Origin of the sequence: Marinomonas profundimaris, from assembly GCF_000508165.1 — a bacterium.
Classification (GTDB): Bacteria; Pseudomonadota; Gammaproteobacteria; order Pseudomonadales; family Marinomonadaceae; genus Marinomonas; species Marinomonas profundimaris.
On record NZ_AYOZ01000007.1, the window covers coordinates 36531 to 62895 of the forward strand.

General features: G+C 46.8%; 23 protein-coding genes. 13 read left to right on the forward strand and 10 right to left on the reverse strand.

What is annotated here, in order from left to right:
• Window positions 1-2 precede the first annotated feature (2 nt).
• The 3 genes from D104_RS24425 to radA all read left to right on the forward strand — a co-directional run bounded on the left by D104_RS24425 (window position 3) and on the right by radA (window position 4551).
• Window positions 3-1268 carry an ammonium transporter gene (locus D104_RS24425; protein ID WP_024023271.1) on the forward strand — a complete coding sequence of 422 codons (1266 nt, stop codon included), beginning with the start codon at window positions 3-5 and terminating at the stop codon, window positions 1266-1268.
• Window positions 1269-1556: 288 nt separating this feature from the next.
• The gene (locus D104_RS24430; RefSeq protein WP_152531141.1) at window positions 1557-3098 is read left to right on the forward strand and encodes a carbon-nitrogen hydrolase family protein; all 1542 of its coding nucleotides are present in this window, start codon (window positions 1557-1559) and stop codon (window positions 3096-3098) included.
• Between the two features lie 64 nt (window positions 3099-3162).
• Window positions 3163-4551 (forward strand): DNA repair protein RadA, encoded by a 1389-nt coding sequence (gene radA, locus D104_RS24435; RefSeq protein WP_024023273.1) that lies wholly within the window; start codon window positions 3163-3165, stop codon window positions 4549-4551.
• Window positions 4552-4567: 16 nt separating this feature from the next.
• Here radA and D104_RS24440 read toward each other — a convergent pair whose 3' ends face one another.
• Entirely contained in the window at window positions 4568-4852 is a 285-nt protein-coding gene (locus D104_RS24440; protein ID WP_024023274.1) for a DUF1289 domain-containing protein, read from the reverse strand.
• Window positions 4853-4900: 48 nt separating this feature from the next.
• Complete coding sequence (locus D104_RS24445; RefSeq protein WP_235075902.1) at window positions 4901-5434, reverse strand: COG3904 family protein; 534 nt, start codon at window positions 5432-5434, stop codon at window positions 4901-4903.
• 234 nt (window positions 5435-5668) lie between these two features.
• Here D104_RS24445 and D104_RS24450 point away from each other — a divergent pair, with 234 nt between their 5' ends.
• Window positions 5669-6733, forward strand: a complete 1065-nt coding sequence (locus tag D104_RS24450; protein ID WP_024023276.1) for a GGDEF domain-containing protein — start codon at window positions 5669-5671, stop codon at window positions 6731-6733.
• A gap of 53 nt (window positions 6734-6786) precedes the next feature.
• On the opposite strand, the gene D104_RS24455 is transcribed toward D104_RS24450, so the two are convergent.
• Window positions 6787-8277, reverse strand: a complete 1491-nt coding sequence (locus D104_RS24455) for a CoA-acylating methylmalonate-semialdehyde dehydrogenase (protein WP_024023277.1) — start codon at window positions 8275-8277, stop codon at window positions 6787-6789.
• Window positions 8278-8533: 256 nt separating this feature from the next.
• Here D104_RS24455 and D104_RS24460 point away from each other — a divergent pair, with 256 nt between their 5' ends.
• The 4 genes from D104_RS24460 to D104_RS24475 all read left to right on the forward strand — a co-directional run bounded on the left by D104_RS24460 (window position 8534) and on the right by D104_RS24475 (window position 14879).
• A complete protein-coding gene (locus tag D104_RS24460) occupies window positions 8534-9442 on the forward strand; it encodes a LysR family transcriptional regulator (RefSeq protein ID WP_024023278.1) in 909 nt (302 codons plus the stop codon).
• 172 nt (window positions 9443-9614) lie between these two features.
• Window positions 9615-10727 (forward strand): efflux RND transporter periplasmic adaptor subunit, encoded by a 1113-nt coding sequence (locus D104_RS24465; RefSeq protein ID WP_024023279.1) that lies wholly within the window; start codon window positions 9615-9617, stop codon window positions 10725-10727.
• The gene (locus D104_RS24470) at window positions 10727-13813 is read left to right on the forward strand and encodes an efflux RND transporter permease subunit (protein WP_024023280.1); all 3087 of its coding nucleotides are present in this window, start codon (window positions 10727-10729) and stop codon (window positions 13811-13813) included. The genes D104_RS24465 and D104_RS24470 overlap by 1 nt, the downstream gene beginning before the upstream one ends.
• An 85-nt stretch (window positions 13814-13898) precedes the next feature.
• Window positions 13899-14879 (forward strand): LysR family transcriptional regulator, encoded by a 981-nt coding sequence (locus D104_RS24475; protein ID WP_024023281.1) that lies wholly within the window; start codon window positions 13899-13901, stop codon window positions 14877-14879.
• A gap of 12 nt (window positions 14880-14891) precedes the next feature.
• On the opposite strand, the gene D104_RS24480 is transcribed toward D104_RS24475, so the two are convergent.
• Window positions 14892-15113, reverse strand: a complete 222-nt coding sequence (locus D104_RS24480) for a DUF1653 domain-containing protein (protein WP_024023282.1) — start codon at window positions 15111-15113, stop codon at window positions 14892-14894.
• A gap of 156 nt (window positions 15114-15269) precedes the next feature.
• Here D104_RS24480 and D104_RS24485 point away from each other — a divergent pair, with 156 nt between their 5' ends.
• From D104_RS24485 to astB, 4 genes are all read left to right on the forward strand, one after another.
• A complete protein-coding gene (locus D104_RS24485; RefSeq protein ID WP_024023283.1) occupies window positions 15270-16283 on the forward strand; it encodes an arginine N-succinyltransferase in 1014 nt (337 codons plus the stop codon).
• Window positions 16284-16378: 95 nt separating this feature from the next.
• Complete coding sequence (astA, locus tag D104_RS24490; RefSeq protein ID WP_024023284.1) at window positions 16379-17422, forward strand: arginine N-succinyltransferase; 1044 nt, start codon at window positions 16379-16381, stop codon at window positions 17420-17422.
• 71 nt (window positions 17423-17493) lie between these two features.
• Entirely contained in the window at window positions 17494-18966 is a 1473-nt protein-coding gene (gene astD / locus D104_RS24495) for a succinylglutamate-semialdehyde dehydrogenase (RefSeq protein WP_024023285.1), read from the forward strand.
• Window positions 18967-19014: 48 nt separating this feature from the next.
• The gene (gene astB, locus D104_RS24500) at window positions 19015-20361 is read left to right on the forward strand and encodes an N-succinylarginine dihydrolase (protein ID WP_024023286.1); all 1347 of its coding nucleotides are present in this window, start codon (window positions 19015-19017) and stop codon (window positions 20359-20361) included.
• Window positions 20362-20506: 145 nt separating this feature from the next.
• Here the strand turns inward: astB and D104_RS24505 are convergent, their stop codons facing one another.
• From D104_RS24505 to cbiB, 6 genes are all read right to left on the reverse strand, one after another.
• A complete protein-coding gene (locus D104_RS24505) occupies window positions 20507-20839 on the reverse strand; it encodes a DUF1904 family protein (protein WP_024023287.1) in 333 nt (110 codons plus the stop codon).
• A 53-nt stretch (window positions 20840-20892) separates the two neighbouring features.
• Entirely contained in the window at window positions 20893-21300 is a 408-nt protein-coding gene (locus D104_RS24510) for a DUF2914 domain-containing protein (RefSeq protein WP_024023288.1), read from the reverse strand.
• Between the two features lie 188 nt (window positions 21301-21488).
• On the reverse strand, window positions 21489-21986 hold the full coding sequence (gene gpt / locus D104_RS24515; RefSeq protein ID WP_024023289.1) for a xanthine phosphoribosyltransferase: 498 nt from the start codon (window positions 21984-21986) through the stop codon (window positions 21489-21491).
• 124 nt (window positions 21987-22110) lie between these two features.
• Complete coding sequence (gene cobU / locus D104_RS24520) at window positions 22111-22623, reverse strand: bifunctional adenosylcobinamide kinase/adenosylcobinamide-phosphate guanylyltransferase (RefSeq protein WP_024023290.1); 513 nt, start codon at window positions 22621-22623, stop codon at window positions 22111-22113.
• Complete coding sequence (locus D104_RS24525; RefSeq protein WP_024023291.1) at window positions 22620-23741, reverse strand: aminotransferase class I/II-fold pyridoxal phosphate-dependent enzyme; 1122 nt, start codon at window positions 23739-23741, stop codon at window positions 22620-22622. The genes cobU and D104_RS24525 overlap by 4 nt, the downstream gene beginning before the upstream one ends.
• Window positions 23726-24688: an adenosylcobinamide-phosphate synthase CbiB gene (gene cbiB, locus D104_RS24530; RefSeq protein WP_024023292.1), complete on the reverse strand. Its 963-nt coding sequence runs from the start codon at window positions 24686-24688 to the stop codon at window positions 23726-23728. Before cbiB ends, D104_RS24525 begins: the two co-directional genes overlap by 16 nt.
• Before the next feature lie 79 nt (window positions 24689-24767).
• On the opposite strand from cbiB, the gene D104_RS24535 reads away from it, so the two are divergent.
• On the forward strand, window positions 24768-26252 hold the full coding sequence (locus D104_RS24535) for a cobyric acid synthase (protein ID WP_024023293.1): 1485 nt from the start codon (window positions 24768-24770) through the stop codon (window positions 26250-26252).
• Window positions 26253-26365 lie beyond the last annotated feature (113 nt).

Sequence of the window (26365 nt, forward strand, 5' to 3'; positions counted from 1 at the left end):
ACATGCAAGATCAAATTTTTCACTTACAATATGCCATGGACACCTTTTACTTCTTGGTGTGTGGCGCACTGGTTATGTGGATGGCAGCGGGATTTGCCATGTTGGAAGCAGGTTTAGTACGTGCTAAAAACACCACAGAAATTCTGACTAAGAACGTGGCCTTGTTTGCCATTTCTTGCATCATGTACCTAGTTTGCGGTTACTCCATCATGTACGGTGGCGAGTGGTTCCTTACAGGTATTCAGGATGTTGACGTAGCGTCTACTTTAACAGACTTCTCTGGTCGTGAAGGCGGCTTTGAAGGCGGTTCAATATACTCTGGCGCGTCTGACTTTTTCTTCCAAGTTGTGTTCGTTGCAACAGCCATGTCTATCGTATCTGGTGCGGTTGCAGAGCGCATGAAGCTTTGGTCTTTCCTTATCTTTGCGGTTGTAATGACAGCGTTCATCTACCCAATGGAAGGCAACTGGACATGGGGCGGCGGTTCTGTATTTGGCATGTTCAGCCTTGGCGATCTAGGTTTCACTGACTTCGCAGGGTCCGGTATCGTTCACATGGCGGGTGCTTCTGCTGCATTGGCTGGCGTATTGGTACTTGGCGCTCGTAAAGGGAAATACGGTCCTAATGGTGAAGTTCGTGCCATTCCTGGTGCTAACTTACCGCTTGCAACACTGGGTACATTTATCCTTTGGATGGGTTGGTTCGGTTTCAACGGTGGTTCTGTATTGAAACTTGGCGATATCGCCAGCGCTAACTCGGTTGCTATGGTGTTCTTAAACACAAACGCAGCCGCTGCTGGTGGCGCAATCGGCGCACTTATCCTAGCGCGTATCTTATTCGGTAAAGCCGATCTAACCATGCTTCTTAACGGCGCATTGGCTGGTCTGGTTGCCATCACTGCGGGTCCTGATACACCGTCTGCCTTGGGTGCGACGCTTATCGGCCTTGTTGGTGGTGTGATTGTTGTTGTGTCTATTCTTACTCTAGACAAGCTTAAAATCGATGATCCAGTGGGCGCAATCTCTGTTCACGGTGTGGTTGGTCTTTGGGGCTTGCTAGCGGTTCCTCTTACAAACGACGGCACAACATTTGGCGGACAAATCGCCGGTGCATTGACTATCTTCGTTTGGGTCTTCGTTTCTAGCCTAGTAGTTTGGTTAATTATCAAAGCTATTATGGGTGTTCGAGTTACTGAAGAAGAAGAATACGAAGGTGTTGACCTTTCTGAATGTGGTATGGAAGCGTACCCAGAGTTCAGCAAAAAGTAATCTAAACACTCTCATAATACATACGTTTAAATACCAAAACCCTCGCTTCGGCGGGGGTTTTCTTTTTCTTATTATTTATACGAAAATTAACATACTCACCCAACAATAAACGCTATTATCTTTCTATCTAAAATAGAGCAGCACTAGAAAAACGTGAACGAAAAAACCTTTCACCTTTCACCCACCCCTAGAACATATCGTGCTTAGACAAATTACTATTTAACCACTGGGTACTAACCCAACAGAGTACTTAAAGTAACTTAGCGTATAGAGCGCTCAGTCGAGGACATCATGCTAGAAGATCTACATTTAAAAATTCGTAACCTTACCAACAACGATTATGAGCAAGTCAAAATACTCATGGATAAGGTTTACCATGACATTGGTGGCTCTTGGCCAAAACACACAATCCACCAATTAATTAGTGATTTTCCAGAAGGGCAAATTTGCCTAGAAGATCACGGTAATATTGTCGGCATCGCCCTGTCCGTTCAGGCGAATTACCAACGCTTTAGTAACCCACATACTTATGACGATTTAGTCGATCAGAAAGAAAACATTCTGAACGACCCTAAAGGCGATGCAATGTATGGTCTGGACGTTCTTATCTCGCCAGAATATCGTGGTTATCGTTTGGGCCGTCGTCTTTACGAAGCTCGAAAAGAGCTGTGTCGCCAACATAACCTGCGCGCCATTTTGGCCGGCGGTCGAATTCCGAATTACCATGAACACGCTCACAATCTAACACCTGCTGAGTATCTGGAATCGGTTCGTGAAAAGAAAATCTACGACCCTATTCTGTCGTTCCAATTGTCAAACGACTTCCAAGTCACTCGATTGCTAAAGCGTTACTTGCCAGAAGATGAAAAATCTCAAGGCTACGCAACGCTATTAGAATGGAAAAACATCTTTTTCGAACCAGAAACTTCCGTGATTCAATCGCGTAAAACACAAGTTCGTATCGGTGCGATTCAATGGCAAATGCGCGAAGTCGCCAGCGCGGACGAACTACTAAAACAAGTCGAATACTTCATTGACGCGGTGTCCAATTACAAAAGTGACTTCGTATTGTTCCCTGAGTTCTTTAATGCCCCTTTAATTGGCTTGAGCCCAGACCAAAGCAATCAAACCGAAGCCATTCGCTTTCTTGCCAGCTTTACTGAGCGCTTTAAAAACGAGATATCTCAGTTGGCCGTCAGCTACAATATCAACGTGATCACCGGCTCTATGCCAATCATTGAAGACGAAGTGGTTTATAACATCAGCTATTTATGCCGTCGTGATGGCACCGTACAAGAACAGAAAAAAATCCACATTACGCCGCATGAACGCCGTGATTGGGTTATTCAAGGTGGTAACGAATTACGCGTCTTTGATACCGACGCTGGTCGCGTTGGTATTCTGATTTGTTACGATGTGGAATTCCCAGAATTAGGCCGCTTGCTTGCCCAGCAAGACATGGACATTCTGTTTGTGCCTTTCTGGACAGACACTAAAAACGGCTATTTGCGTGTGCGTCACTGCGCTCAAGCCCGTGCGATTGAAAACGAATGTTACGTGGTTATTTGCGGAAGCTGTGGCAACCTTCCACAGGTTGAAAACTTGGACATTCAGTATTCTCAAAGCTCGGTATTTTCGCCTTCTGACTTCTCGTACCCACACGATGCGGTTATGGCAGAAACCACGCCAAACACAGAAATGATCATGTTCTCGGATCTTGATCTGGACAAGCTGAAGTTCACACGCAGTGAAGGTTCCGTAAATAATCTAAAAGACCGACGCACTGATCTGTATTCAGTGAGCTGGAAGAGCGACAAGAATACAAAGTAGAAAAGTAACGCGTTACCCTGTGATAACATGGACGTTATCACTCGATTACCAAAAAGAGACCCTCATGGCCAAAGCTAAAACCGCCTTTGTATGCAACGAATGCGGAGCCGACTACGCAAAATGGCAAGGACAATGCCAAGCCTGCAACGCGTGGAACTCCCTTTCTGAAATTCGCCTCACCTCTGGAAAAACCTCTGCTCGTGTTTCCGCGGCGCAAGACCCTCGCTATCAAGGTTATGCAGGCGCCATCACCGGCATTCAAAATTTATCCGACATTGATTTGGGCGACGTTCCTCGCTTCAGCTCTGGCGCGAACGAGTTTGATCGCGTTCTAGGCGGCGGCTTAGTGCCTGGCGGCGTGGTATTAATTGGCGGTTCGCCTGGCGCAGGTAAAAGTACCCTATTGCTCCAAACCATGTGCTGGCTAGCAGAACAGCAAAGCGCTCTGTATGTAACGGGTGAAGAATCCCTTCAGCAAGTTGCCATGCGCGCACAACGTCTTGGGTTGCCAACGCAAAACCTTAAGATGCTGTCCGAAACCAACGTCGAGGCGATTCTAACCATCGCTCAGCAAGTGAAACCCAAAGTCATGGTGATTGACTCCATTCAGGTCATGCATTTGGATGGTGTCGAATCTGCACCGGGCAGCGTGTCGCAGGTTCGTGAAAGTGCCGCGGTGTTAACCCGTTTTGCCAAACAAACTCAAACCGCTGTTTTGCTTGTTGGCCATGTTACAAAAGACGGCACCCTCGCTGGTCCCAAAGTGCTTGAGCACATGGTCGACTGTTCGGTGTTATTAGAAGGTTCTGAAGATTCTCGCTTTCGCACCCTGCGCGGCATGAAAAACCGTTTTGGTGCGATCAATGAATTGGGCGTGTTTGCCATGCTCGAAAACGGACTGAAAGAAGTCAAAAACCCCAGTTCGATCTTCTTGAACCGAAGCAATCACCCTGCTGCAGGCAGCCTTGTGATGGTGGTCTGGGAAGGCACACGTCCACTATTGGTTGAACTTCAAGCACTGGTCGACGATTCTGCCTTGGGCAACCCAAGGCGTGTCACGGTCGGTTTCGATCACAATCGACTCGCTATGTTGCTGGCGGTTTTGCACAAACACGGTGGTTTATTAACGTCAGATCAAGATGTGTATTTGAACGTGGTGGGCGGCGTAAAAGTACTGGAAACCAGCGCCGATTTAGCGGCTATTGCTGCCGTTGTCTCAAGCTTTCGCGACAGAGTGCTTCCTCATGATCTGGTGGTTCTGGGTGAAGTCGGTTTGTCGGGGGAAATTCGTCCGGTTCCGTCTGGGCAAGAACGCATCAGTGAAGCGGCGAAACACGGTTTTACCAGAGCCGTTGTACCAAAAGCCAACTGTCCGAAAAAGCCCATTGAAGGCATGAAGGTGATTGGCGTCGATCGACTGTCCGAAGCGCTGGATGCGATTTTTGAAGATTAACCATCAAAATGGCGTATTAGTCATTGGTTAATTCAAACAAATCTGTCATGAGTTCGTCTTCCATTCCGTAGGGAAGCGCTCTCGCAGAGTCTGCTTCTAGGCGCTCTTGACGGGCTTTTAATAAACGCACTCGACGCTGTTTACACAGATCCAATACTTGATGACGCGCTTCATTGGACAATGAAAACCAATGGAAGCGCTCTTCTCGACTGCGTAAACAGCCTTTGCAAAAGCCCTTCGCACTGTTTTCACACACGCCTCGGCAAGGGCTTTCTATGGCGAACAATTCAATTTGTTCCATCGTCCCTCGCTTTTGTTTGTTTTATTTTTGAACGCATCACAATACATTTTATTGTGTCGCGAGTTGGTAATCGTACACCTCTTCGGGTGATAAAAAGTACACTCTATCGGCGGGCGCCGCATCCAGCGAGAACCAGTAAAAACGGTCTGGCACGCCCATTTCCAGATAAAAGTTCACATACGAAGCATGAACGGACTCGGCGACGTTATTATTAACCGCTTTCATTCTTGAGCCATCAGACCAAGCATGTACTCCAACGCCCGCACCCGCGCCAATGGTTCTTTCGGCTCCTCCTAAGAATAGGTCAACACCGCCAGAAAGCACATAGCCTGTCGGCGCGATCCGCGTATTTAGTCCTAATCGGCGAATCAAACGTGCGCCATCCATCGTCGCTTGCTGATCGGTCGAGCCTGGAACATCCACCAAGACTAAATCTGTGACGTTCGGATTTTTACGCACTATATCGCTTAATTGTTGAACGAGATCGCTACCTAAAACACCAGACAAATAAGCAGAATTTCCCTCTACATCAACAACTAAGTCTTCCGACGCTTCGGCTTCGGCTTTTTTGGTTTCTACCATTCCTGAACAAGCAGTTAAAAATATCGCTATGATTAAACATGAAAATCTTGATAATGGTGCCACATTGCATTTTTTCTTTTCCATATTACGTCCGGTAGTTTAAAGAAGAACGTTCGTTTCTCAGAGTTTGAGTGCATTTTATTTCATAGTGTTTAACCTGCACCTTGGCGACAACCCATTTTATCCACTCTTAACCTATTATATATATTCAACCAGTCAAGGATTGCATCGACCGTGTTAGACAATAGCCAATTAAAACAACCTACTTCATACACGTCCAATCACGTTTTCAATAGCCTTCAACAAACGTCTTACATTTTCAATATCGCGTCCAGTACAGGCGCCATTGCCCACTGTATTTTTATCTTCCTTTTTTTCTATCTTGAGCAAACAACACTTGCTTGGATTAATACCTTAAGTGTCTCAGCATGGCTACTGACATTTTGGTTTAATCGCATTCGACGCCATGACATTTCTATTTTCATCATGAGTGTAGAAGTATTTGGCCATGCTCTATTTTCCACCAGTATATTGGGTGCGGATGCAGGGTTTCAGTATTATCTTTGGCCAATGGCATTGCTCATTATGGCAATTCCTTCGCTCAATATAGCGTGGTCTAGCATCCTTGCCTTTGCCCATTTAACCACGTTTACATTACTGTCTCTATTTTGCCGAACACACGTGGATATATCAGAGTCATCATACTCCACTCTGTTTCTACTCAATTTAGCGGGTGCCAGCATTCCCTTCCTTATCACCGCGGCGTTTTCTCGTTCAATCTATTCACGCCAATACTTTTTAATGGCAAAACTTGCAGAAAAAGACGAATTAACGCAACTCTTTAATCGACGCTTTGGGCTTGAAGCACTGAACTATTACGTTAATCAAAAAGGAAAAAATGGAGCACCTTTTTGCATCAGTTTAGTCGATGTGGATTTTTTCAAGCGAGTAAACGACCAACTGGGGCACAACAAAGGCGACGAAGCACTGATCAAGATATCCAACTACCTATCTCAATCCATGCGTGAAACCGACATATCTATCCGCTGGGGTGGAGAAGAATTTTTGTTCATTTTCCCGAACGTTGAACTGAACCAAATACAGCAACGTATCGAAAAAATCTGCCACGACATGCCAAATCATGTTGTGCTAGAAAACTGGGACAACTCTATTAGTTGTAGCTTTGGTCTGGTTCAAGTAAAAAATAACGAATCCTCGGAAGCCGCGTTACAGCGTGTCGATACCGCTCTCTATCAAGCGAAAAAAAATGGTCGCTACCAAGTGGTAAGCGACCATTAAAAACACTTCTAACAACCTAAATAGAAATGCCTGGGATAACGATTTACATCCCGCTAAGACGGGAAAGAAAAACTCTTTCCTTCTCGAACGCCCGCCGATGGCCAGCGCTGGGTAATGGTTTTGCGTTTGGTGTAAAAACGTACCGCATCTGGGCCATACGCATGCAAATCCCCAAACAATGACCGTTTCCAGCCACCAAAGCTGTGATACGCCACGGGCACCGGCAAAGGCACATTAATACCAACCATGCCGACTTCAATATGATCTGAGAAGTAACGCGCGGCTTCACCATCGCGCGTAAAAATACAGGTTCCGTTGCCGTATTCATGATCGTTGATCAGTGTCATGGCCTCTTCCATGGTATCCACGCGAACCACTTGCAGAACGGGACCGAAAATCTCTTGTTGATAGCTTTCCATCTCTTTCGTAACACCATCAATCAGTGTGGCTCCCACGAAAAAGCCTTTTTCATAACCAGAGACGTTCGGATGACGACCATCGACGACAATCGTTGCGCCTTGTGATTCCGCACTGTTGATAAAGCCGACCACTTTTTCTTTGTGTTCTTTGGTGATAACAGGGCCAAAATCATTGGTTTTGTCTGAGCATTCACCAACTTTCAGTGGCTTCATCGCTTCCGCCATTTTACCGACAAGCGCATCGCCAGCGGCTTTACCCACTGCAACCGCTACCGACAGCGCCATACAGCGTTCACCGGAGGAACCAAATGCCGCGCCCAGTAACTGGCTGACAACGTTATCCATGTCGGCATCTGGCATCACAATCGCGTGGTTTTTCGCGCCACCTAATGCCTGACAACGTTTGCCATTCGCACTGGCTTTGCTATAAATGTATTCCGCAATGGGCGTGGAGCCAACAAAGCTCACGGCTTTGACGCGTTTGTCTTCCAATAAGGTATCAACCGCGACTTTATCGCCATTTACCACGTTAAAAACGCCCGCTGGCAAACCGGCTTCATGCAATAGTTCGGCGATAAACAACGCCGTGCTCGGATCTCGTTCTGAGGGTTTCAAGATGAACGTGTTGCCACACACAATCGCCATTGGGAACATCCACAACGGCACCATGGCAGGGAAATTAAATGGCGTAATGCCCGCCACGACACCGAGCGGTTGGAATTCGCTCCACGAATCGATATTTGGTCCAACGTTTTTGCTGTACTCGCCTTTTAATAGTTCTGGTGCGCCACACGCGTATTCGACATTTTCAATACCACGTTGCAATTCGCCTGCAGCGTCATGGCAAATTTTCCCGTGCTCTGCGCCAATCAATTCACAAATTTTATCTGAATGTTTTTCCAATAATGCTTTGTAATTAAACATGACACGCGCGCGCTTTAATGCCGGCGTATTTCGCCATTCTGGATACGCGGCTTGCGCTGCTGAAATGGCCTCTTCTACGGTTTCTTTTGAGGCAATCGCCACTTGCTTCGCCACTTCTCCCGTCGCGGGATTAAACACATCTTGAGTACGCGCGGCTTGCTGTGAATGTTTACCGTCGATCAAATGTCCGATGATTTCCATGAGCGTTCCCTATTTATTAAGTTAAATCATTAGGCCAAATCATTTTCTCAACCGACGTTGAGGTGACCGATTCGGCGACAATACCGACTGCGCATTGACACTACTATGCCAAGAGGAATAGATTATAAAAAGATGAATCTATTAACGCTTAGTTAATCTTTTACTTAACTAAAAACAAATCATTAAGAATCCTCCACCACAGACACAGTAAACAATGGCATAACCTTGTTGTGTCTATTATTAATTAGGACCAACCATGAAGAAGTTCAAAAGTCAGGTAAGCGATGCAGATCTTAGGATTTTGCGTATTTTTAAAACGGTTGTGGAATGCGGTGGTTTTTCCGCGGCAGAAGTCGAGCTCAACATTAGCCGAGCCGCGATTAGTATTGCTATTTCAGATTTAGAAACGCGCCTCGGATTTCGGCTTTGTCAGCGTGGTCGATCTGGGTTTTCATTAACGAATGAAGGCAGCCAAGTGTATGACTACACATTGCAACTGCTGTCTTCTATCGAAGACTTTCGCACGCACATCAATGCGCTTCATCAGCATTTAAAAGGCGAGTTCAACATTGGCATTACCGACAATTTGGTCACACTGCCTCACACTCGGATCACCAGAGCATTAGCGGGTTTGAAGGACAAAGGACCACAAGTCACCATTAATATTAGAATGACGCCACCCAACGATGTAGAAAGAGGCGTTTTAGATGGCGGACTGCAAATCGGCATTGTGCCGGATCTTAAGATTCTTAGCGGTTTGGAATATCACCATTTGTACCAAGAAGAGTCCAAGCTCTACTGCAGCGACACTCACCCTTTGTTTTCTCTGGATGACAAAAAAATCACCAAAGCCAAACTCAAAGAGTTTGATGCCGTTCTACCGGCGTATGCACAAACACCAGATATAAAAACCCAGCACCAACCCTTAACCGCGAGTGCGACCGCAACCGACCGAGAAGGCATCGCTTTTTTGATATTAACCGGACGCTACATTGGTTTTTTACCCGATCATGTTGCCGAACATTGGATACGAGATAGACGAATGCGCGCAATTCTTCCGAATGAATGTCGTTACATTACTCAGTTTTCCGCTATTACTAGAAAAGGGGCGCGAGCCAATCTTATTTTAGAAACCTTCTTAAAAGAACTGGAAAAAACACAGTAATCAAACAACACTCGATCCGTAAATATAACAACTATGTTAAAAATAAGACCACAACAAGAAGAGATAGTCACAAATAGCATATCTTTAATATATATTTAAAAATTCATATCCTTAGGTAAGAGATATAAAATACTTTCATCTAATTATTTTCAAATTATTTACGGAGTAATCAATGAACCGCGTAAAGCGTATAAATATGCTAGCTGGCGCCACAATTGCCGCTACATTATTACTAACAGGCTGCTCGTCAGATGAAGCTGAAGTCTCTGTAGAGAAAGAAATCATTCGACCCGTCAAACTCATCACGATCGATTCAACGGACGCCATCAACATTCGTCGCTTCCCTGCAGAACTAAAAGCCAGCAAAGAAGCCGACTTAGCGTTTCGTGTGGGTGGACAACTAAAAGTGCTTCACGTGGTTGCAGGACAACGTGTAAACAAAGGCGATATTCTTGCGTCCTTGGACCCAACCGATTTCACCTTGCAAGTTGAACTGGCGGAAGCCAACCAACGCCTTGCGGAAGCGCAATTCAAACGTATTCAAACCATGTTGAAGCAAAACGCGACAACGAAATCTCAATACGATTCAACAAAAGCCACGTTGGATCAAGCGAACAACGCGTTGCAAACGGCCAGAAATCAGCTTAAATACACCAAGGTTTACGCTCCGTTCACTGGTGTTATCTCTTCCGTCGCAACCGAAAACTTCCAATACGTCAGTGCGACCCAGACACTTATGCACATTCAAGACATCGACAATCTTGACGTTGAATTCCAAGTGCCTGAAAGCCTAGTGGTTAGCATCAAAAGCACGCAATCAGATTACATGCCGAGAGTCATCGTTGATGTTGCGCCCGATGAAGCGCTTTACGGCACTTACAAAGAACACAACACAACGCCAAACGAAACGACAATGGCGTATGATGTGATTTTGCACTTAATCAGAAAAGACGCGCAATCTCATACCTTATTGCCAGGCATGACTGCGAACATTGACATCAACCTTAATTCCCTTTTGGGCGTGCAAAAACACGTTGTGATTCCAGTTGAAGCAGTGCTTCGCCATGAAGACACCAGTACTGGAAAATCAAACAGCACGGTTTGGGTCTTCAATAAAAGCACCAAACGAGTCGAATCTCGTTCGGTTGAATTAGGGTCACTGCAAGGCAATTTGATTGAAATCAAATCTGGCTTGGCGTCAGGGGATCAGATTGTTGCGGCTGGCGTTCACAGCTTGACCGACGCGATGCAAGTTCGCCCTTGGACACGTGAGCGAGGCTTATAATGGATATTGCTGCCTATTTTATTAACCGGAAAGTCACGAGTTGGATGCTGACACTGATCTTATTGATCGGCGGTACCATTGCGTTTACCAACCTTGGCCAATTAGAAGATCCTGAATTTACCATCAAGGATTCTCTTATCATCACTTACTACCCAGGCGCATCGCCTGAACAAGTAGAAGAAGAAGTAACATACCCGATCGAACGTGAATTACAGAATTTGCCGTACGTTGACAAGATTACTTCTTCGTCAAAAGCGGGTTATTCGAAGGTTCAACTGACGATTAAAGACACTTATCGCGCCAAAGAACTCAAACAAATTTGGGACGAAGTTCGTAAGAAAATTCGCGATATCACAGGCACCTTTCCGTCCGGTGTCGGTACGCCGATTGTATTAGACGATTTCGGTGATGTGTATGGCGTCATGCTGGCAATTCACGGCGAAGGCTACCCATACAAAGACCTAGAAAACTACGTCGATTATGTGAAGCGTGAACTGGTGCTTGTAGACGGCGTGGCAAAAGTCACCGTGGCTGGCGAGCAAGACGAGCAAGTAACGATCGAGATTTCCCGTTCGAAACTGGCCAACATGGGCATTGCGCCAAGCCAACTCGAAACGCTATTGCAGAATCAAAACGGCGTCTCTAATGCGGGACGAGTCAAGGTCGGCAGCGAATACATTCGCATTAGTCCAACGGGCGAATTTAAGGACATTTCTGAACTTGAAAACCTGATTGTTGGTACGCCAATCGACGGCAACTTAATACGCTTAAAAGACGTTGCAACAATTAAACGTGAATACGTCGAACCTAAAACCCACATGGTGGATTTTAACGGCGCGAAATCGCTTTTGCTTGGTGTGTCGTTTGCTTCTGGTGTGAACGTTGTAAAAATTGGTGCGACGCTCGAACAAAAAATCGCAGAATTAGAATACCAACAACCTGTTGGGTTGAGCATGGACCCGATCTACTTCCAATCAAAAGAAGTGGACCGCTCCGTTTCCAACTTCCTGCTTAACTTGGTGGAAGCGGTTGGTATCGTGATTCTTGTGTTGCTGGTTTTCATGGGCATTCGTTCTGGTATCTTGATCGGTATCGTTCTATTGCTGACGATTCTTGGCACCTTTATTGTCATGGATTATTTTAAAATTAACCTACAACGTATTTCCTTGGGTGGTTTGATTATTGCCTTGGGAATGTTGGTTGATAATGCCATTGTGGTCACTGAAGGCGTTTTGATCGGTCTGCAACGCGGCATGACAAAAGTGCAAGCGGCCAGCGCCGTGGTGAAACAAACAAAATGGCCATTATTGGGCGCGACCGTGATTGCGGTTACGGCGTTTGCACCGATCGGTTTGTCGCCAGACGCGGTGGGTGAATTTGTTGGCTCGCTCTTTTATGTGTTGTTGATTTCGCTTTTATTAAGCTGGATCACGGCCATTACGTTAACGCCTTTCTTTTGTGACTTGTTCTTCAAAGACAGCATTGCGAAAGCGAATGACGACGGTGAAGTGGCAGAACTTGAAGACCCTTACAAAGGCTTTATTTTCACTGGCTACAAATGGTTATTAGACAAAGCCATGCGCTTTAGATGGATCACCGTTCTGTTGTTGGTCGGTTGTTTGGTGACTTCTGGCTGGGCGTTCCAATTTGTGAAGCAAGCTTTCTTCCCACCTTCTACTACGCCGATGTTCTACATGGACATCCAAATGCCTGAAGGCACTCACATTGAAGATACCTACGAAAAAGTCAGTGAGATTGAAAAAGAATTACTGAATGACGACCGTATTGAATATGTGACATCCACTACGGGTCAAGGCGCACTGCGCTTCATGCTGACGTACAACGCGGAACAAGCAAACTCAAGCTACGCGCAGTTCATTGTTCGCACAAAAGAAAAAGAAGCCATTCCTGACTTATTGAAAGATCTTTATTTCAAAATGCAGGAAGACTACCCAGAGTTAGAAGTAAAACTGCAGCGTTTACAGTTAGGGCCAGCCAGTGGTGCGAAACTTGAAACACGCATCAGCGGACCGGATCCTAAAATGTTGCGTCAATTCAGCGCGAAAATCCAAGAGATTTATCGCTCAGATGGTGGGCTAGAAAATATTAAAGACAACTGGCGTCAGCCTGTTAAGGTGCTTCGCCCTATCTTTAATGACGCACAAGCGAGACGTTTAGGCATCAGCAAAACCGAGCTAGACGATGTACTGCTGACTAACTTCACAGGCTCGCAAATTGGCTTGTATCGTGAAGGCACAGATCTTCTTCCGATTGTTCGAAAAGCCCCAGCCAGCGAGCGGGTGTCGATCGACCAAATCCGTGATTTGCAGATTTACAGCCCAGCGTCTGGTTCTTATGTCACGCTATCGACCTTGGTATCTGGTTTTGAAACCGTATGGGAAGATCCAATCATTGAACGCCGCGACCGTAAACGTACCATCACCGTCATGGCCGATCCAAAAATCTTGGGCGATGAAACCGCAATGGCGATCTTTGGACGCACCAAAGGCGCAATTGAAGCCATCACGTTACCACCGGGCTATAGCCTAGAATGGGGTGGCGAATACGAAAGCAGTACCGATGCACAAGCCAATATATTCAAGGCATTGCCTATGGGTTATTTGTTTATGTTCATCATTACGATTCTACTATTCAACTCGATTCGTGTGCCATTAACCATTTGGTTCTGTGTGCCATTGGCGTTGATTGGTGTGTCTACCGGTTTGCTTGTCATGAACTCCGCGTTCAGCTTTATGGCATTGTTAGGCTTCTTGAGTTTGTCAGGCATGACCGTCAAAAACGGTATCGTCCTCGCCGATCAAATTAGTTACGAGTTTGATCAAGGCACCGAAAGATACGAAGCGATTTTCAACTCAGCCGTGAGTCGTGTACGCCCTGTTTGTATGGCCGCGATCACCACCATACTGGGTATGATCCCTCTGCTTTTTGATGCGTTCTTTGAAGGCATGGCCGTGGTTATTTCTTTCGGTTTAGGGTTTGCCACTATACTGACGTTAATTGCCGTACCAGTGTTTTACACACTCTTGTTCCGTGTAAAATACCGCCCATACCGTGACTTTCATTAATCTGTAAGCCGCAGTACCACAGAGAGTCTTAACACCTTAGCGTGCTAAGACTCTCTGTTTTCCCCTTTATTCTATTGAGACAATTATGCATTTAGACGACGTATTAAAACTGGATATTAAGTTACTCGTCGCTTTCGTTACCATCATGGAAGAAGGCAGCGTATCGCGTGCTGCTGAACGGCTAGGTGTTACGCAGCCTGCATTAAGTAAAAGTTTACAGCGACTCAGAGAGTTGTTTAAAGATTCACTGTTCACTCGCCAAGCGTATGGGTTAACGCCCACAGCCAGAGCGTCTGAACTGCAAGATATGATTCAGCCGATTTTGAGCTCATTATCCGAATTGATGAGCCCGAATTCCTTGGATTTAAAAAATCTGGACCGCCGCTTTAAATTGCGCGTCGATGAAGGGGATCTTGAAAACTTTATCGAGCCGCTCCTAGCGTCACTGCAATACCAAGCGCCGGCAATGAGACTGTCTATCAGTACATGGGGAGACACTCATTTAGACGAATTGACTTCGGGCAATGTTGATCTGGGCATTATGCGAATAAACGACACGCCCAGCAATGTGCGTAGCAAGCTTATCGGCTATATGGAAGCCTGTATTGTATTGAGCGAAGCCCACCCGCTCTTTCACAAAGATGAAGTCAGCCTCGATGAACTGCTTTCGCACAAGGTGGTGACGCATCATTTACGCAGCCACCGCAGCAGCTCGTTTTCCAAAACAGAGCAAAAACTGAAGCAACAAGGTTATGTAATTAACCCAACGCTCGAAACAGACAGTTTGATGGTCGCCATGCAGGCAGTAAAGCGCGGAATGGCCTTAGTCACATCCCGCTCTATTGGCGACCTGTTTATCAATGTCATGTGTGAAAAAGCCAACTTTTACCCAGTCAAGCTTCTCCCCATTCCCAAACAAGTATTGGAAATCGACGACTTCAATGGACGCCACCCCATTCATATATTTTGGCATGAGCGTTTCAATAATGACCTCGCTCACCGTTGGCTCAGAGAACAAATTGTGTTCTTTATGCGTGAATCCCCATGGATGCACTTGCCCGATTAAACCAACACAACATTATCCTGCGTCGCGTTCGGCTCTTACCCAGTCGAAACGCGGGATACTTTCCCCATCGATCTCAACCGATTCTTTGAACATGCTCAACGGCCTCGCCCACCAACCAAACTCACCGTATAAAGCCTGATAAATAACCAGACTTTCTTCTGTTTCACTGTGTTTTACCACACGCTCAACCCAATATTCAGCGCCTTTATAATGTTGGTATACGCCAGTTTTCATGGTTTATTCCTCTGTACTTTTAAAAAATCGACCACAATTAGCCAATATTCGGAAAAATCTGTCGCTAATAAGAAAGTGTGTCTCTTACGCACTTTATCGAACTCAGTGATAATACTTAGCACATAAACGCTTACAACGAATTTTTAGGAATTGTATATGTATCTAGTACGTCCAGTAGATTTTGCAGATCTTCCCGCACTGGAACGCCTTGCTCAGCAAGCCGGTATAGGCATTACAAATTTTCCAGCCAACCGAGAACGCTTAAACGACAAAATTGCGTCATCACGTAGATCGCTTCAAACCGATGTCGTTCAACCGGGCGATGAATCCTACTTGTTTGTGTTGGTTGATACCAGCAATGAACAAATAGTCGGTTGTTGTGGCATCGATGCCATGGTCGGAGCCGATGCGCCTTTTTACAGTTATCGCATTGATGAAGTGGTTCATGCTTCGCCGCAGTTGCAAATTCATAACCGAATTCCTGCCCTGTATTTATGCCATGACTACAGTGGCACCAGTCGACTTATTGCGTTGGTCGTCGATAAGGCGCATCAAAACCCGCTTGCCATGTCCTTGCTATCTAAAGCCAGATTGCTCTTTATTGCCCGTTATCCAGAACGTTTCACCAAGCGTCTGTTTGCAGAGCTTCGTGGTGAAAGTGACAAACACGGCTATTCTTCCTTTTGGGATGCTCTTGGAAAGCACTTTTTTTCCATGGACTTTCAAAAAGCCGACTACCTTTCAGCGGTGAGCAACAAACATTTTATTGCAGATTTAATGCCTCGTTACCCGATTTATGTACCGACATTACCTGAAGCGGCGCAAGATGTGATTGGCGTCATTCATGAAGATTCCAGCCAAAGCGCAGACATTTTATTGGAAGAAGGCTTCGAGTTTAGAGGCTATGTAGACATTTTCGATGCAGGGCCAACCATTGAAGCCAGAACAGAAAGTCTTCACACCATTACTCAGCAAAAAACAGGCAAGGCGTTGTCTCTGACCGAAAAATCAAAAGGCGCAATGCACCTTATATCGGCAGGGCATCTGGAGCATTTTCGCGTTACAGCGGCGCCGGCAGAACCTCAAGTTGCGGGGTTGGCCGTAGAGAAAGAAACACAAGAACAGCTCGCTATTTCAGCAGGCCACCGCATTCAGTGGGTCGAACTGTAAAACAACATTTTTAGAGAGTGCCATAAACGCCATTGTCGTTCACGCGCTCTGTACCGTTTCAAAACGGATTATATTACTACGAGAGGATTACTATCATGATGGTCATACGCCCAATCTGTCAAAATGACCTGAAGTCACTTTATCGACTTGCAGAAAAAACCGGAGTGGGTTTTACCTCTCTGGTTGCAGATGAAACCATTCTTCAAAAGAAAATCGATGGCGCAGTTCGCTCTTTTTCCAAAGAAAACGTCACCAAACCGACCAATGAAGACTACCTAATGGTGCTAGAAGACAGCACGACAGGTGAAATTGTCGGTACTTGCGGCATTTTAGCGGCCGTCGGTTTAGATGAACCTTTTTACAGCTACCATTTAGGCACCATCACACACGCCTCACGTGAGCTGGGTGTTCATAACGCGGTGCCAACGCTTATTTTGAACAACGACTTCACTGGTTGCAGTGAAATTTGCACCTTATTTTTAGAAGAAGACTTCCGTCATTCTAAAAACGGTCAGCTGCTTTCAAAAGCGCGCTTTATGTTCATGGCACAATTCCCAGAACGCTTCACCGAAAAAGTCTTCGCAGAAATGCGCGGTGTGAGCGATGAAAATGGCGTCTCTCCTTTATGGGAAAGCCTTGGCCGTCACTTTTTCTCTATCGACTTTAAAGAAGCCGATGAACTGACTGCGCAAGGCAACAAACAATTCATTGCCGAATTGATGCCAAACAACCCGGTTTACGTGAACTTATTGCCAAAAGCAGCCCGTGACGTATTAGGTAACGTTCACACAAACACCGTTCCAGCACGCCGCCTGTTGGAACAAGAAGGTTTCCGCTACGAAAACTACGTCGATATTTTTGACGGCGGCCCTAGTTTAGAAGCCCGTGTTCAAGACATTAGAGCCGTTCGCGACAGTCGCTTGTGCCTTGCCAATATTGGCCAACCAAAAGGCGTTGGCGAAGGCAGCCATTACTTAGTGTCTAACGCAAAAGTTACTGACTTCCGTTGTATTTTGATCCAACGTTCCGTACCACCAGGCAGCGCCTTAACCTTAACGCAAGAAGAAGCCGATGCACTTTGCATCACGACGAAAGAGCCGGTACGAATCGTCGAATTGTCGCCGTATTCAAGACACTAATTCACTCATTATCATCACCCTAAAACCCTTGCCCTAGTGTCACAAGCAAGGGTCTTAGAAAAGGAGTCTCCATGAAACAATTACATTACATCAATGGCCAATGGCTAGCAGGCGAAGGCCAAACATTCCGCTCTATCGACCCAGCGGACGCCAGCCTAGTATGGCAAGCCAATGCGGCGACAGCGAATCAAGTCGACCAAGCTATTAACGCCGCGCGTACCGCTTTCCCAACTTGGGCAAATCGTCCATTGGAGGAGCGTCTGAGCATCATCGATGCGTTTGCCGCCCTTGTAAAAGAACACAGCGAAGACATCGCGACCGTCATCAGCCGCGAAACCGGCAAGCCAATTTGGGAAACCCGTACCGAAGCCGCGGCGATGGTTGGTAAAGTCGCCATTTCAAAGCAGGCTTACCACGAAAGAACTGGCGAAAAAACAACGCCAATGCCGGGTGCTACGGCCCGCTTACGCCACCGTCCACACGGTGTTGTGGCGGTTTTTGGCCCATACAATTTCCCCGGTCATTTGCCAAACGGTCACATCGTCCCAGCGCTGATTGCTGGCAATACGGTTGTGTTTAAACCCAGCGAACAAGCCCCTGCAACGTCCGATTTGATCCTGCAATTGTGGGAAAAAGCCGGCTTGCCTGCAGGCGTATTAAACATGATTCAAGGCGAGCGTGACACAGGCGTTGCCTTGGCCAATCATCAAGGTATCGATGGCCTTTTCTTCACTGGCAGCCCACAAGTTGGACACATTCTGCACAAGGATTTTGCCGGTCATCCAGGGAAAATCTTGGCATTAGAAATGGGCGGCAACAACCCACTTTTAGTATCCGAAAAAATCGCAGATCAACGCGCCGCTGTACATGAAATCATCCAGTCGGCGTTTATCTCAGCAGGCCAACGCTGTACTTGCGCACGTCGTTTGCTGCTGCCAACGGGGCCACTTGGTGATGCTATTTTGCAATCCCTTGTTACCGCCACAAAGGCACTCAAAATTGACCGTTTCGATGCCGAAGAACAACCTTTTATGGGGCCGATTGTTTCCGCTCAAGCCGCTGACGGCTTGATGCAAGCCTATGAAAAATTGATCTCATTAGGAGCAACGCCCGTGTTAGAAATGACCCGTGGTGACAGTAAAACAGGATTTGTGACGCCGGGCATTATCGATGCGACCAACATGCTCGACACCTTGCCAGACCAAGAATACTTCGGTCCTCTGTTGACGGTGATTCGTTATGATTCTTTAGATCACGCCATGACCATTGCGAACAATACACAATATGGTTTGTCTGCGGGATTATTGTCCGATGACAAGAGCGAATACGAGTGGTTTTTACAACACAGTCGTGCTGGCATTATCAACTGGAACCGTCAAACAACAGGGGCAGCAAGCAGCGCACCATTTGGTGGAACTGGTGCAAGTGGCAACCACAGAGCGAGCGCTTACTACGCGGCTGACTACTGTGCTTACCCAGTATCCAGTATTGAAGCAGACAGTTTGACCATGCCAGAAAAATTGGGGCATGGCTTGACGCTATAGTGCAAAGCATCGTTTTAGCGTCTTACAACCGATAACATTGAGGTAATTATGAACACAGCGACAGAAGCCAATTTTGATGGCTTAGTGGGCCCAACCCACAACTACAGCGGCCTTTCATTTGGTAATGTCGCTTCGTTAAATAATTCAGCGCGCCCATCCAACCCAAAAGCCGCAGCGAAACAAGGCTTAACCAAGATGAAAGCCTTGGCGGACATGGGTTTTGTGCAAGGCGTATTAGCACCACACGAACGACCACATATTCCATCGCTGCGTAAACTCGGTTTCAGCGGAACGGACGCTCAGGTATTGCAACAAGTTGCCAAACAAGCACCAAAGTTACTGGCCGCTGTAAGCTCAGCATCTTGTATGTGGACAGCCAACGCCGCAACGGTTTCCCCTAGTGGTGATACCCAAGACGGTCGAGTTCACTTTTCACCGGCAAACCTCGTAAATAAGTTTCATCGCTCCATCGAGCACGAAACCACGGGCGCGATTTTACAAGCTACTTTCCGAGACGATAAACATTTTGCGCATCATTCTGCTTTACCAAGTGTTGATCACTTTGGTGACGAAGGCGCTGCAAACCACACACGTTTTTGCCATGGATATGGTGAAAAAGGCATCGAGTTTTTTGTTTATGGTATGGAAGCGTTTAACATGAATGCGCCTCGCCCAGAAAAATTTCCGGCTCGCCATACACTAGAAGCATCACAAGCAGTTGCTCGTCGTCACGGATTAACACCCGATCAAGTGGTTTACGCGCAGCAGAACCCTGCGGTTATCGACGCCGGTGTTTTTCACAACGACGTGATCGCCGTGGGGAATCGCAACGCGCACTTCTATCATCAAGAAGCATTTCTCGACACCGCTAAGATGAAACAAGACTTGCTAACAGCGTGGGGAGACAGAGCATCTGAATTCCACCTGATTGAAGTGCCTACAGCGTCTGTATCGGTTCAAGATTGCATTCAGTCTTACCTGTTCAACAGCCAACTATTAAGCCGTGGCGACAACGACATGGTATTAGTGGTGCCTGGCGAATGTGAAAATAACTCGGCTGTTTGGGCCTATTTGAACAGCTTAGTCGCAGGTAAATCGCCCATCAATGAAGTGAAAGTATTTGATTTAAAACAAAGCATGAGCAACGGCGGCGGCCCTGCTTGCCTTCGACTTCGAGTCGCATTAACCGACGCAGAACAAAAAGCGATTAACCCATCAACCCTAATGAATGACGTCTTGTTTGAACGTTTGAACACATGGGTCGATGCACATTATCGCGATGAATTGCACGAAGCGGATCTTGCGGATCCTCAACTGCTGATCGAAAGCCGCAACGCACTGGATGAACTGACACAGATAATGGATCTTGGAAGCGTTTACGAATTTCAGCGGTAGGATACAGTTAATGCAAAAGACTGCCGACAAATCATAATACAATTATTTATAGCATGAGAGATCGTTTCTCGATGTAACGAGCGAAGCTAAAACGAGTCTATTTTTAACAAAGTGTTAGCAAGCGCAGTCGTCGAGAAAAGATCGCTTAAAAATGCTCGCCATTCTCGTAATAATCCTTGCCTTGTAAATCATGAAACAAAACGGTGATATCTTGCCCGCTGTCCACCAAAGGTCTGACTAACTCTTCGATGATTAAGGCGACTTTGCGTTTTACTTCGTCTCCTCGATCAAACCACAGCACATCAAAAAAGGGGTACGCTGGAGAAGCGCCACCCACAGCAAGGTACGTGGTCGCTTGGTATTCAAGTGTAAAGTGAGAATTCGGTGTGTCCGTTATCTCTGCAAGGTTTTCAATCAAGATATCAGAAATAGACTCTAGCTCGTCAAACGCCAACCCTCTAACGCGTATATGAGGCATATAAACCCTTCTTTTATTGTTAAAACAGCGTTATTTCCCGCGTATTTTACGCGTTAATAATCATCAACATAATCAAATGAGTGTGTTTCCATCACAGCGCCATCTTGGACGATATCCACACTCCATTTACCATCAAAGCCTGGTAATAAACGTTTACTAGACCAAACACGCCAGCGATCGCCACCAATATCAAAGGAAACGTCCGCTTGCTCTTCACCGTCTAATTTCCAACGGTGAATCACTTGACTACCAGACATGCCACGTAAATCGGTAAAAAAATACACGCGCTGAATGCCGCCGTATTCTACTTTGACGACCGGGCCAATATTATCAATGGGTTCCCGATCAATAACGTCGGTCGAAAACTGAGCTCGAGCAACGGTGCTTTCAGCCCAAGCGGGTAATATCGTTGAAAACGACATTAGACCAACTAGCGCGATTCGGGTTAGCGTTTGCCACATAGTAACATCCTATTTTCTTTGACACGGTGGATCATAAGGTAACGCTTTTATTAACGTTTTTGTTATGACGAATATGAGGATAAAGTTAGCTTAAAAAGGCGTAAAAAAAACGAGAGTTTTGTGAAAATTTGCAATTCCTCTCGTTTTTTTCTGTAAGGGTGTGACTTGAGATACGCTGACAGTAAAACTTATTTTCCCTGACGATCCGCAAGTGGTGTCGAGAAAGTGTATTCCATGTCCCAAGGGAAGCGAATCCACGTATCTTGGCTCACTTCCGTGATAAAAGTATCCACGAGTGGTTTACCGGCTGGCTTTGCATAAATCGTCGCGAAGTGTGCCTTTGGCAGCATTTCACGCACTTTTGCCGCAGTTCGACCTGTATCCACAAGATCATCGACCAAAATAAAACCTTCGCCGTCGCCTTCCACACCTTTCAGCACACTCAGCTCACCTTGTTTCATCGCAGCATCGCCTTTTTCATCGGCGCCGTAGCTCACAATACAAATGGTGTCGATCAATCGAATGTCCATTTCACGACACAGAATCGCCGCTGGAACCAAACCACCACGAGTAATCGCAATAATGCCTTTCCAAGGACCTTGCTCAAGCAATCGCCAAGACAAAACACGCGCATTTCTATGCAACTCTTCCCATGACACTGGAAAATCTTTTGAATAAGGGATCATCAAGGCTCCTACGCTTTTCTATAAGCGGTTCGTTTTCGTATTTCAATTCTGTTTCAATTTAAGACCATTCTGCCTTTAATCAGAAGCAGATTATTATCAAATACAGTGAATGACACTAGAAGGGTTAGGATTTTAACGGCATAGGCAGTCCCGCCGCAACAAAAGTTACCCGATCGGTCAATTTAGCCAGCGCTTGATTCATTGCCCCAGCTTCGTCGCCAAAGCGTCGAGCCAGCGCGTTCATCGGCATAATACCCAACCCAACTTCGCTGGAAACCAAGACCAAGTCGCCTTGAAACTGCTCAACCGCCAGCAATAATGCGGCTTTTTCCTGCTGCAATCGCGCTTCATCTTCTAGGCAAAGCAGGTTGGTTAGCCACAAGGTAAAACACTCTACGATCACGGCTTGATTAGGCGAGTTTACACCATTTAGCACAGCCGCCAACGCCAAGGGTTCTTCTATTAGTTGCCATTCTTGAGGGCGATTGTCTTTGTGCTGTTGCACGCGTTTTTCCATCTCGTCATCCCACACTTGAGATGTCGCGATATAACAAACCGGTTTGCCAGAGGCGGCGACTTGCTCTTGGGCAAAGGCACTTTTACCACTGCGAACGCCGCCTAATACGAGATGCTTCATGCGAGCTCTCCTCGTGAATAACCACCTTGAGTTTGGCCGCCTGCGCTTTTCAACAAGCGAATCAGCGCGCTGTTTAGCGCATCCATTTCCGCCATCGCGGGTAGCGCGACTCGAATCCACCCTTCGCCCAAGCGAGTATGAATGCCCACTTGATGCAACATTTCAAACACTTGCGCAGCGTATTCGTCACTGTCTAGCGTCCAAGTCACAAACAAAGGATTCAGCACGCTGTCTTGGGAATCAAAAATGGTGTTGAATTTTGGCATCACGCGCTCGACAAACGCAGCTTGTCGCTGCTGTAAAGACTGCATGGCTTGCACTTGCCATGCTTTATCCGCAAAGGCCAAACTCACAAGATGCAAACTTGGCGTTGCCACAGGCCAAGGCCCTAATAAATTGCTTAATGCGTGTTGCCATTTCGCCGCACAAAAAGCGAAACCAACACGCGCGCCCGCCAAACCAAAAAATTTCCCTACCGACCGAAGGACAAACAGAGACTCAGGCCAATGAGATGGCGTTACGCCCGTTAATACACTTCGCTCAGGGCAAGGATCAATAAAGGCTTCGTCAATCACCAAGCTCGCGCCTTGTTTTTCCGCGTGGTCAATCAACGCCGACAAGGTAGACGCTGACGCCCACTCTCCCGTTGGATTATTAGGGTGAATGACCACGGCGACCGCAAAATTCTGCTCAAGCAGTTCTTCCACGGCGTCATAAAAAAACAGCTCAAAACCCCACTTCTGCCAAGCAAACGCGTGTTCTTGATAACCAATGCGAGGCACAAAAACACGAGAATCGCTTAGTGTCTTCAACTCACGAAGCAGAATGGGTAACGACTCAATAATATGCTGTGAACCCGCACCAATCACACTAGGACGGCAGGCATAATACTGTTCTGCCATATCAAGTAACGCGACTTGATCCGGCAAGTCCATCCACAAAGACGCTGCCATAGTAGGAACCGGCCAAGGTTCACGATTGCACGCGGAGGATAAATCCAACCAACTCAATGCATCGTTACCCACTTTGCGTTGCCAGTACGCCAAATCACCACCGTGCTTGGGCGGTTCTAACACTAATCTAGACGTTCGTTCGGAAGGTATTAAACCAACAGACATATGACCAATCCCCATAAATACACACTTTTATCCACCAGCACGATCGCCTTTTTCAAATGATGAGGCAGCGGCGTTTCGCCCTCTTCTTCACCAAGAATGGGTCTGGTTTCTATTTTTCCAAAATACGGTGCTTCGCCACCTAATTTCACCCCTAATGCGCCAGCACCAGCCGCCATCACAGGGCCGGCATTTGGGCTTTTCCAGCGCGCAGAAGGGTGTCGAGCGCTGCGAATGGCCGCGTGCCAGCGTCCACAAATCGCATACGTATAGACCACCAATCGCGCAGGAAGGTAATTCAGCGCATCGTCAAACCGCGCAGCAAACCAGCCAAAATGCAACAACGACTCGGTTTTGTAGCCCCACATGGCGTCCAAAGTATTCGCCAATCGATACAAAAGCGCACCCGGCGCACCAAGAATGAGGAACCAAAAAATCGGCGCAAAAATCGCGTCACTGCCGTTTTCTAACACGGACTCAATGCCCGCTTTTGCCACCGCCGATTCGTCTAGATTTTGCGTATCACGACTGACGATATAACTCACCGCGAGACGCGCTTCGTCGAGTTTTTCTGGCGTGAGTGGCGCCTCCGATAAAGGCGTATAAATCGCCAAAGCATGCTCTCGTAAACTCTGCCAACCAATCGCAAAATACAGCACGATGACAGACACGACTGTCCCAAGCCAATTTGGCAACAACCATAACAACGCCAATAGAGTCAGCAACCAAGGCACGACAGCCACCAGCCACGCCAGCAGGCCAACAAAACGCTGACGTGATGGATCTGCCGTCACAGGCAACTGAATATAGTGGCGACAAAGATCCACCCAGCGGCCAAACCAAATCAGCGGATGCCAGCTTTTCGGCTCGCCCAATACGCGGTCCAACAGTAACGCCGCGAATAACATAAGACTCGTCGACGATAAAAAGTCAAAAATTGAAGTGATCATGAATATAGGTCGTTTTTCACTAAGTGGGCAATGAGGTAGAATTCTAGCATCTTATTGATTTAAAGCGTGATGAACCTGAATGCCAGCTTTTAGTTTAATGGTCCAAGGCACTACCTCGGACGCAGGAAAAAGTACCTTAGTCACGGCTTTGTGCCGTTTATTTGTCCGACGAGGCATTCAGGTCGCGCCTTTTAAGCCACAAAACATGGCCTTAAACAGCGCCGTCACAAACGACGGCAACGAGATCGGTCGCGCGCAAGCCGTTCAAGCCTATGCCGCAGGGTTGGAACCGCATGTCGACATGAACCCGATTTTATTGAAGCCGAATACGGACACGGGCGCGCAAGTCATTATTCAAGGCAAAGCCATTGGCAACATGAACGCTGTCGGTTATCACGAATACAAAAGTGTCGCCAAACTGGCCGCGTTGGATTCGTATCATCGCCTTGCCGAACAATACAACGCCGTTCTTATTGAAGGCGCTGGCAGCCCAGCCGAAATCAATTTACGTGCTCGTGACATTGCCAATATGGGGTTTGCCGAAAGCATCGATTGCCCTGTTATTATCATCGCTGACATCGACAAAGGCGGTGTGTTCGCTCACCTTGTCGGTACGTTGGATTTGCTCAGTCAGAGCGAACAAGATCGCGTGATTGGCTTTGTAATTAATCGCTTTCGTGGCGAGATTAGCTTGCTGCAATCTGGCTTAGATTGGCTAGAAGAGCGCACAGGAAAACCCGTTCTTGGGGTGTTGCCTTATCTAAAAGGCTTTCACCTTGAATCCGAAGACGCCGTGGCAAAAAGTCCACAGAAAAACAGCGCCGACACGCAACTCAATGTTGTCATTCCCATCATGCCGCGCACCAGTAATCACACCGATTGGGACGCTTTACGCCTTCACCCAAATGTACAAGTCACGTTGGTTGGCGCGAACGAAACCATTCCACCCGCCGACTTGGTGATTTTACCAGGCAGCAAAAGTGTGCAAAGTGACCTCGCGTTTTTGCGTCAAGAAGGCTGGGAAGACTACTTAAACAAACACTTGCGATACGGCGGGAAAATCATCGGAATTTGCGGTGGCTTTCAAATGTTGGGTGAGCAATTACTCGATCCATTAGGATTGGAAAACCAGCACGCCAACACGCAATCGTCTGGCTTTGGCTTTATTCCGATGGAAACCGTATTAGAAAAAGACAAACAGCTCAAACAGCGCCAAGGCCAACTGGACTTTAACGGAGAAACAGCCAAACTAACAGGCTACGAAATCCACTCCGGCGTTTCTAGGTTCTTCTCGCCTGAAAGCCATTTCGCCACGTTAGAAAACGGTGAAAAAGAAGGCTTCATCTCACCAGACAACAACATCATTGGCACGTATCTGCACGGCGTATTTGATCACCCAGAAGCACTAAACACCTTACTAAACTGGGCGGGCGTAACACAAGGTGACCACTTCGATTACGACCAACACCGCAACCGTGAGATAGACCGGCTCGCCGACAGCACAGAACAGCACATGAACATCGACGCTTTAATTGAGCAATGCGAACGATTTCGGAGCAAATAAAAAATCCCCCGCTGGGTGCCAACGCCCTCTTCACTCAGCGCTCAACCTTTCTGCTATCGAACACCTCGAAAAACGCAAAACAAACTTCCTCACCGGCGACTGGACTTCCCAGA

What these genes read in the sequence shown, in the direction of transcription:
- astA (WP_024023284.1), top strand. Translation starts at nt 16,379, where the DNA reads ATGATGGTCATACGCCCAATCTGTCAAAATGACCTGAAGTCACTTTAT.
- radA (WP_024023273.1), top strand. Translation starts at nt 3,163, where the DNA reads ATGGCCAAAGCTAAAACCGCCTTTGTATGCAACGAATGCGGAGCCGAC.
- gpt (WP_024023289.1), bottom strand. Translation starts at nt 21,986, where the DNA reads ATGATCCCTTATTCAAAAGATTTTCCAGTGTCATGGGAAGAGTTGCAT.
- cbiB (WP_024023292.1), bottom strand. Translation starts at nt 24,688, where the DNA reads ATGATCACTTCAATTTTTGACTTTTTATCGTCGACGAGTCTTATGTTA.
- D104_RS24465 (WP_024023279.1), top strand. Translation starts at nt 9,615, where the DNA reads ATGAACCGCGTAAAGCGTATAAATATGCTAGCTGGCGCCACAATTGCC.
- D104_RS24485 (WP_024023283.1), top strand. Translation starts at nt 15,270, where the DNA reads ATGTATCTAGTACGTCCAGTAGATTTTGCAGATCTTCCCGCACTGGAA.
- D104_RS24440 (WP_024023274.1), bottom strand. Translation starts at nt 4,852, where the DNA reads ATGGAACAAATTGAATTGTTCGCCATAGAAAGCCCTTGCCGAGGCGTG.
- cobU (WP_024023290.1), bottom strand. Translation starts at nt 22,623, where the DNA reads ATGAAGCATCTCGTATTAGGCGGCGTTCGCAGTGGTAAAAGTGCCTTT.
- D104_RS24425 (WP_024023271.1), top strand. Translation starts at nt 3, where the DNA reads ATGCAAGATCAAATTTTTCACTTACAATATGCCATGGACACCTTTTAC.
- D104_RS24475 (WP_024023281.1), top strand. Translation starts at nt 13,899, where the DNA reads ATGCATTTAGACGACGTATTAAAACTGGATATTAAGTTACTCGTCGCT.
- D104_RS24505 (WP_024023287.1), bottom strand. Translation starts at nt 20,839, where the DNA reads ATGCCTCATATACGCGTTAGAGGGTTGGCGTTTGACGAGCTAGAGTCT.
- D104_RS24445 (WP_235075902.1), bottom strand. Translation starts at nt 5,434, where the DNA reads ATGGTAGAAACCAAAAAAGCCGAAGCCGAAGCGTCGGAAGACTTAGTT.
- astD (WP_024023285.1), top strand. Translation starts at nt 17,494, where the DNA reads ATGAAACAATTACATTACATCAATGGCCAATGGCTAGCAGGCGAAGGC.
- D104_RS24460 (WP_024023278.1), top strand. Translation starts at nt 8,534, where the DNA reads ATGAAGAAGTTCAAAAGTCAGGTAAGCGATGCAGATCTTAGGATTTTG.
- D104_RS24480 (WP_024023282.1), bottom strand. Translation starts at nt 15,113, where the DNA reads ATGAAAACTGGCGTATACCAACATTATAAAGGCGCTGAATATTGGGTT.
- astB (WP_024023286.1), top strand. Translation starts at nt 19,015, where the DNA reads ATGAACACAGCGACAGAAGCCAATTTTGATGGCTTAGTGGGCCCAACC.
- D104_RS24525 (WP_024023291.1), bottom strand. Translation starts at nt 23,741, where the DNA reads ATGTCTGTTGGTTTAATACCTTCCGAACGAACGTCTAGATTAGTGTTA.
- D104_RS24455 (WP_024023277.1), bottom strand. Translation starts at nt 8,277, where the DNA reads ATGGAAATCATCGGACATTTGATCGACGGTAAACATTCACAGCAAGCC.
- D104_RS24510 (WP_024023288.1), bottom strand. Translation starts at nt 21,300, where the DNA reads ATGTGGCAAACGCTAACCCGAATCGCGCTAGTTGGTCTAATGTCGTTT.
- D104_RS24535 (WP_024023293.1), top strand. Translation starts at nt 24,768, where the DNA reads ATGCCAGCTTTTAGTTTAATGGTCCAAGGCACTACCTCGGACGCAGGA.
- D104_RS24470 (WP_024023280.1), top strand. Translation starts at nt 10,727, where the DNA reads ATGGATATTGCTGCCTATTTTATTAACCGGAAAGTCACGAGTTGGATG.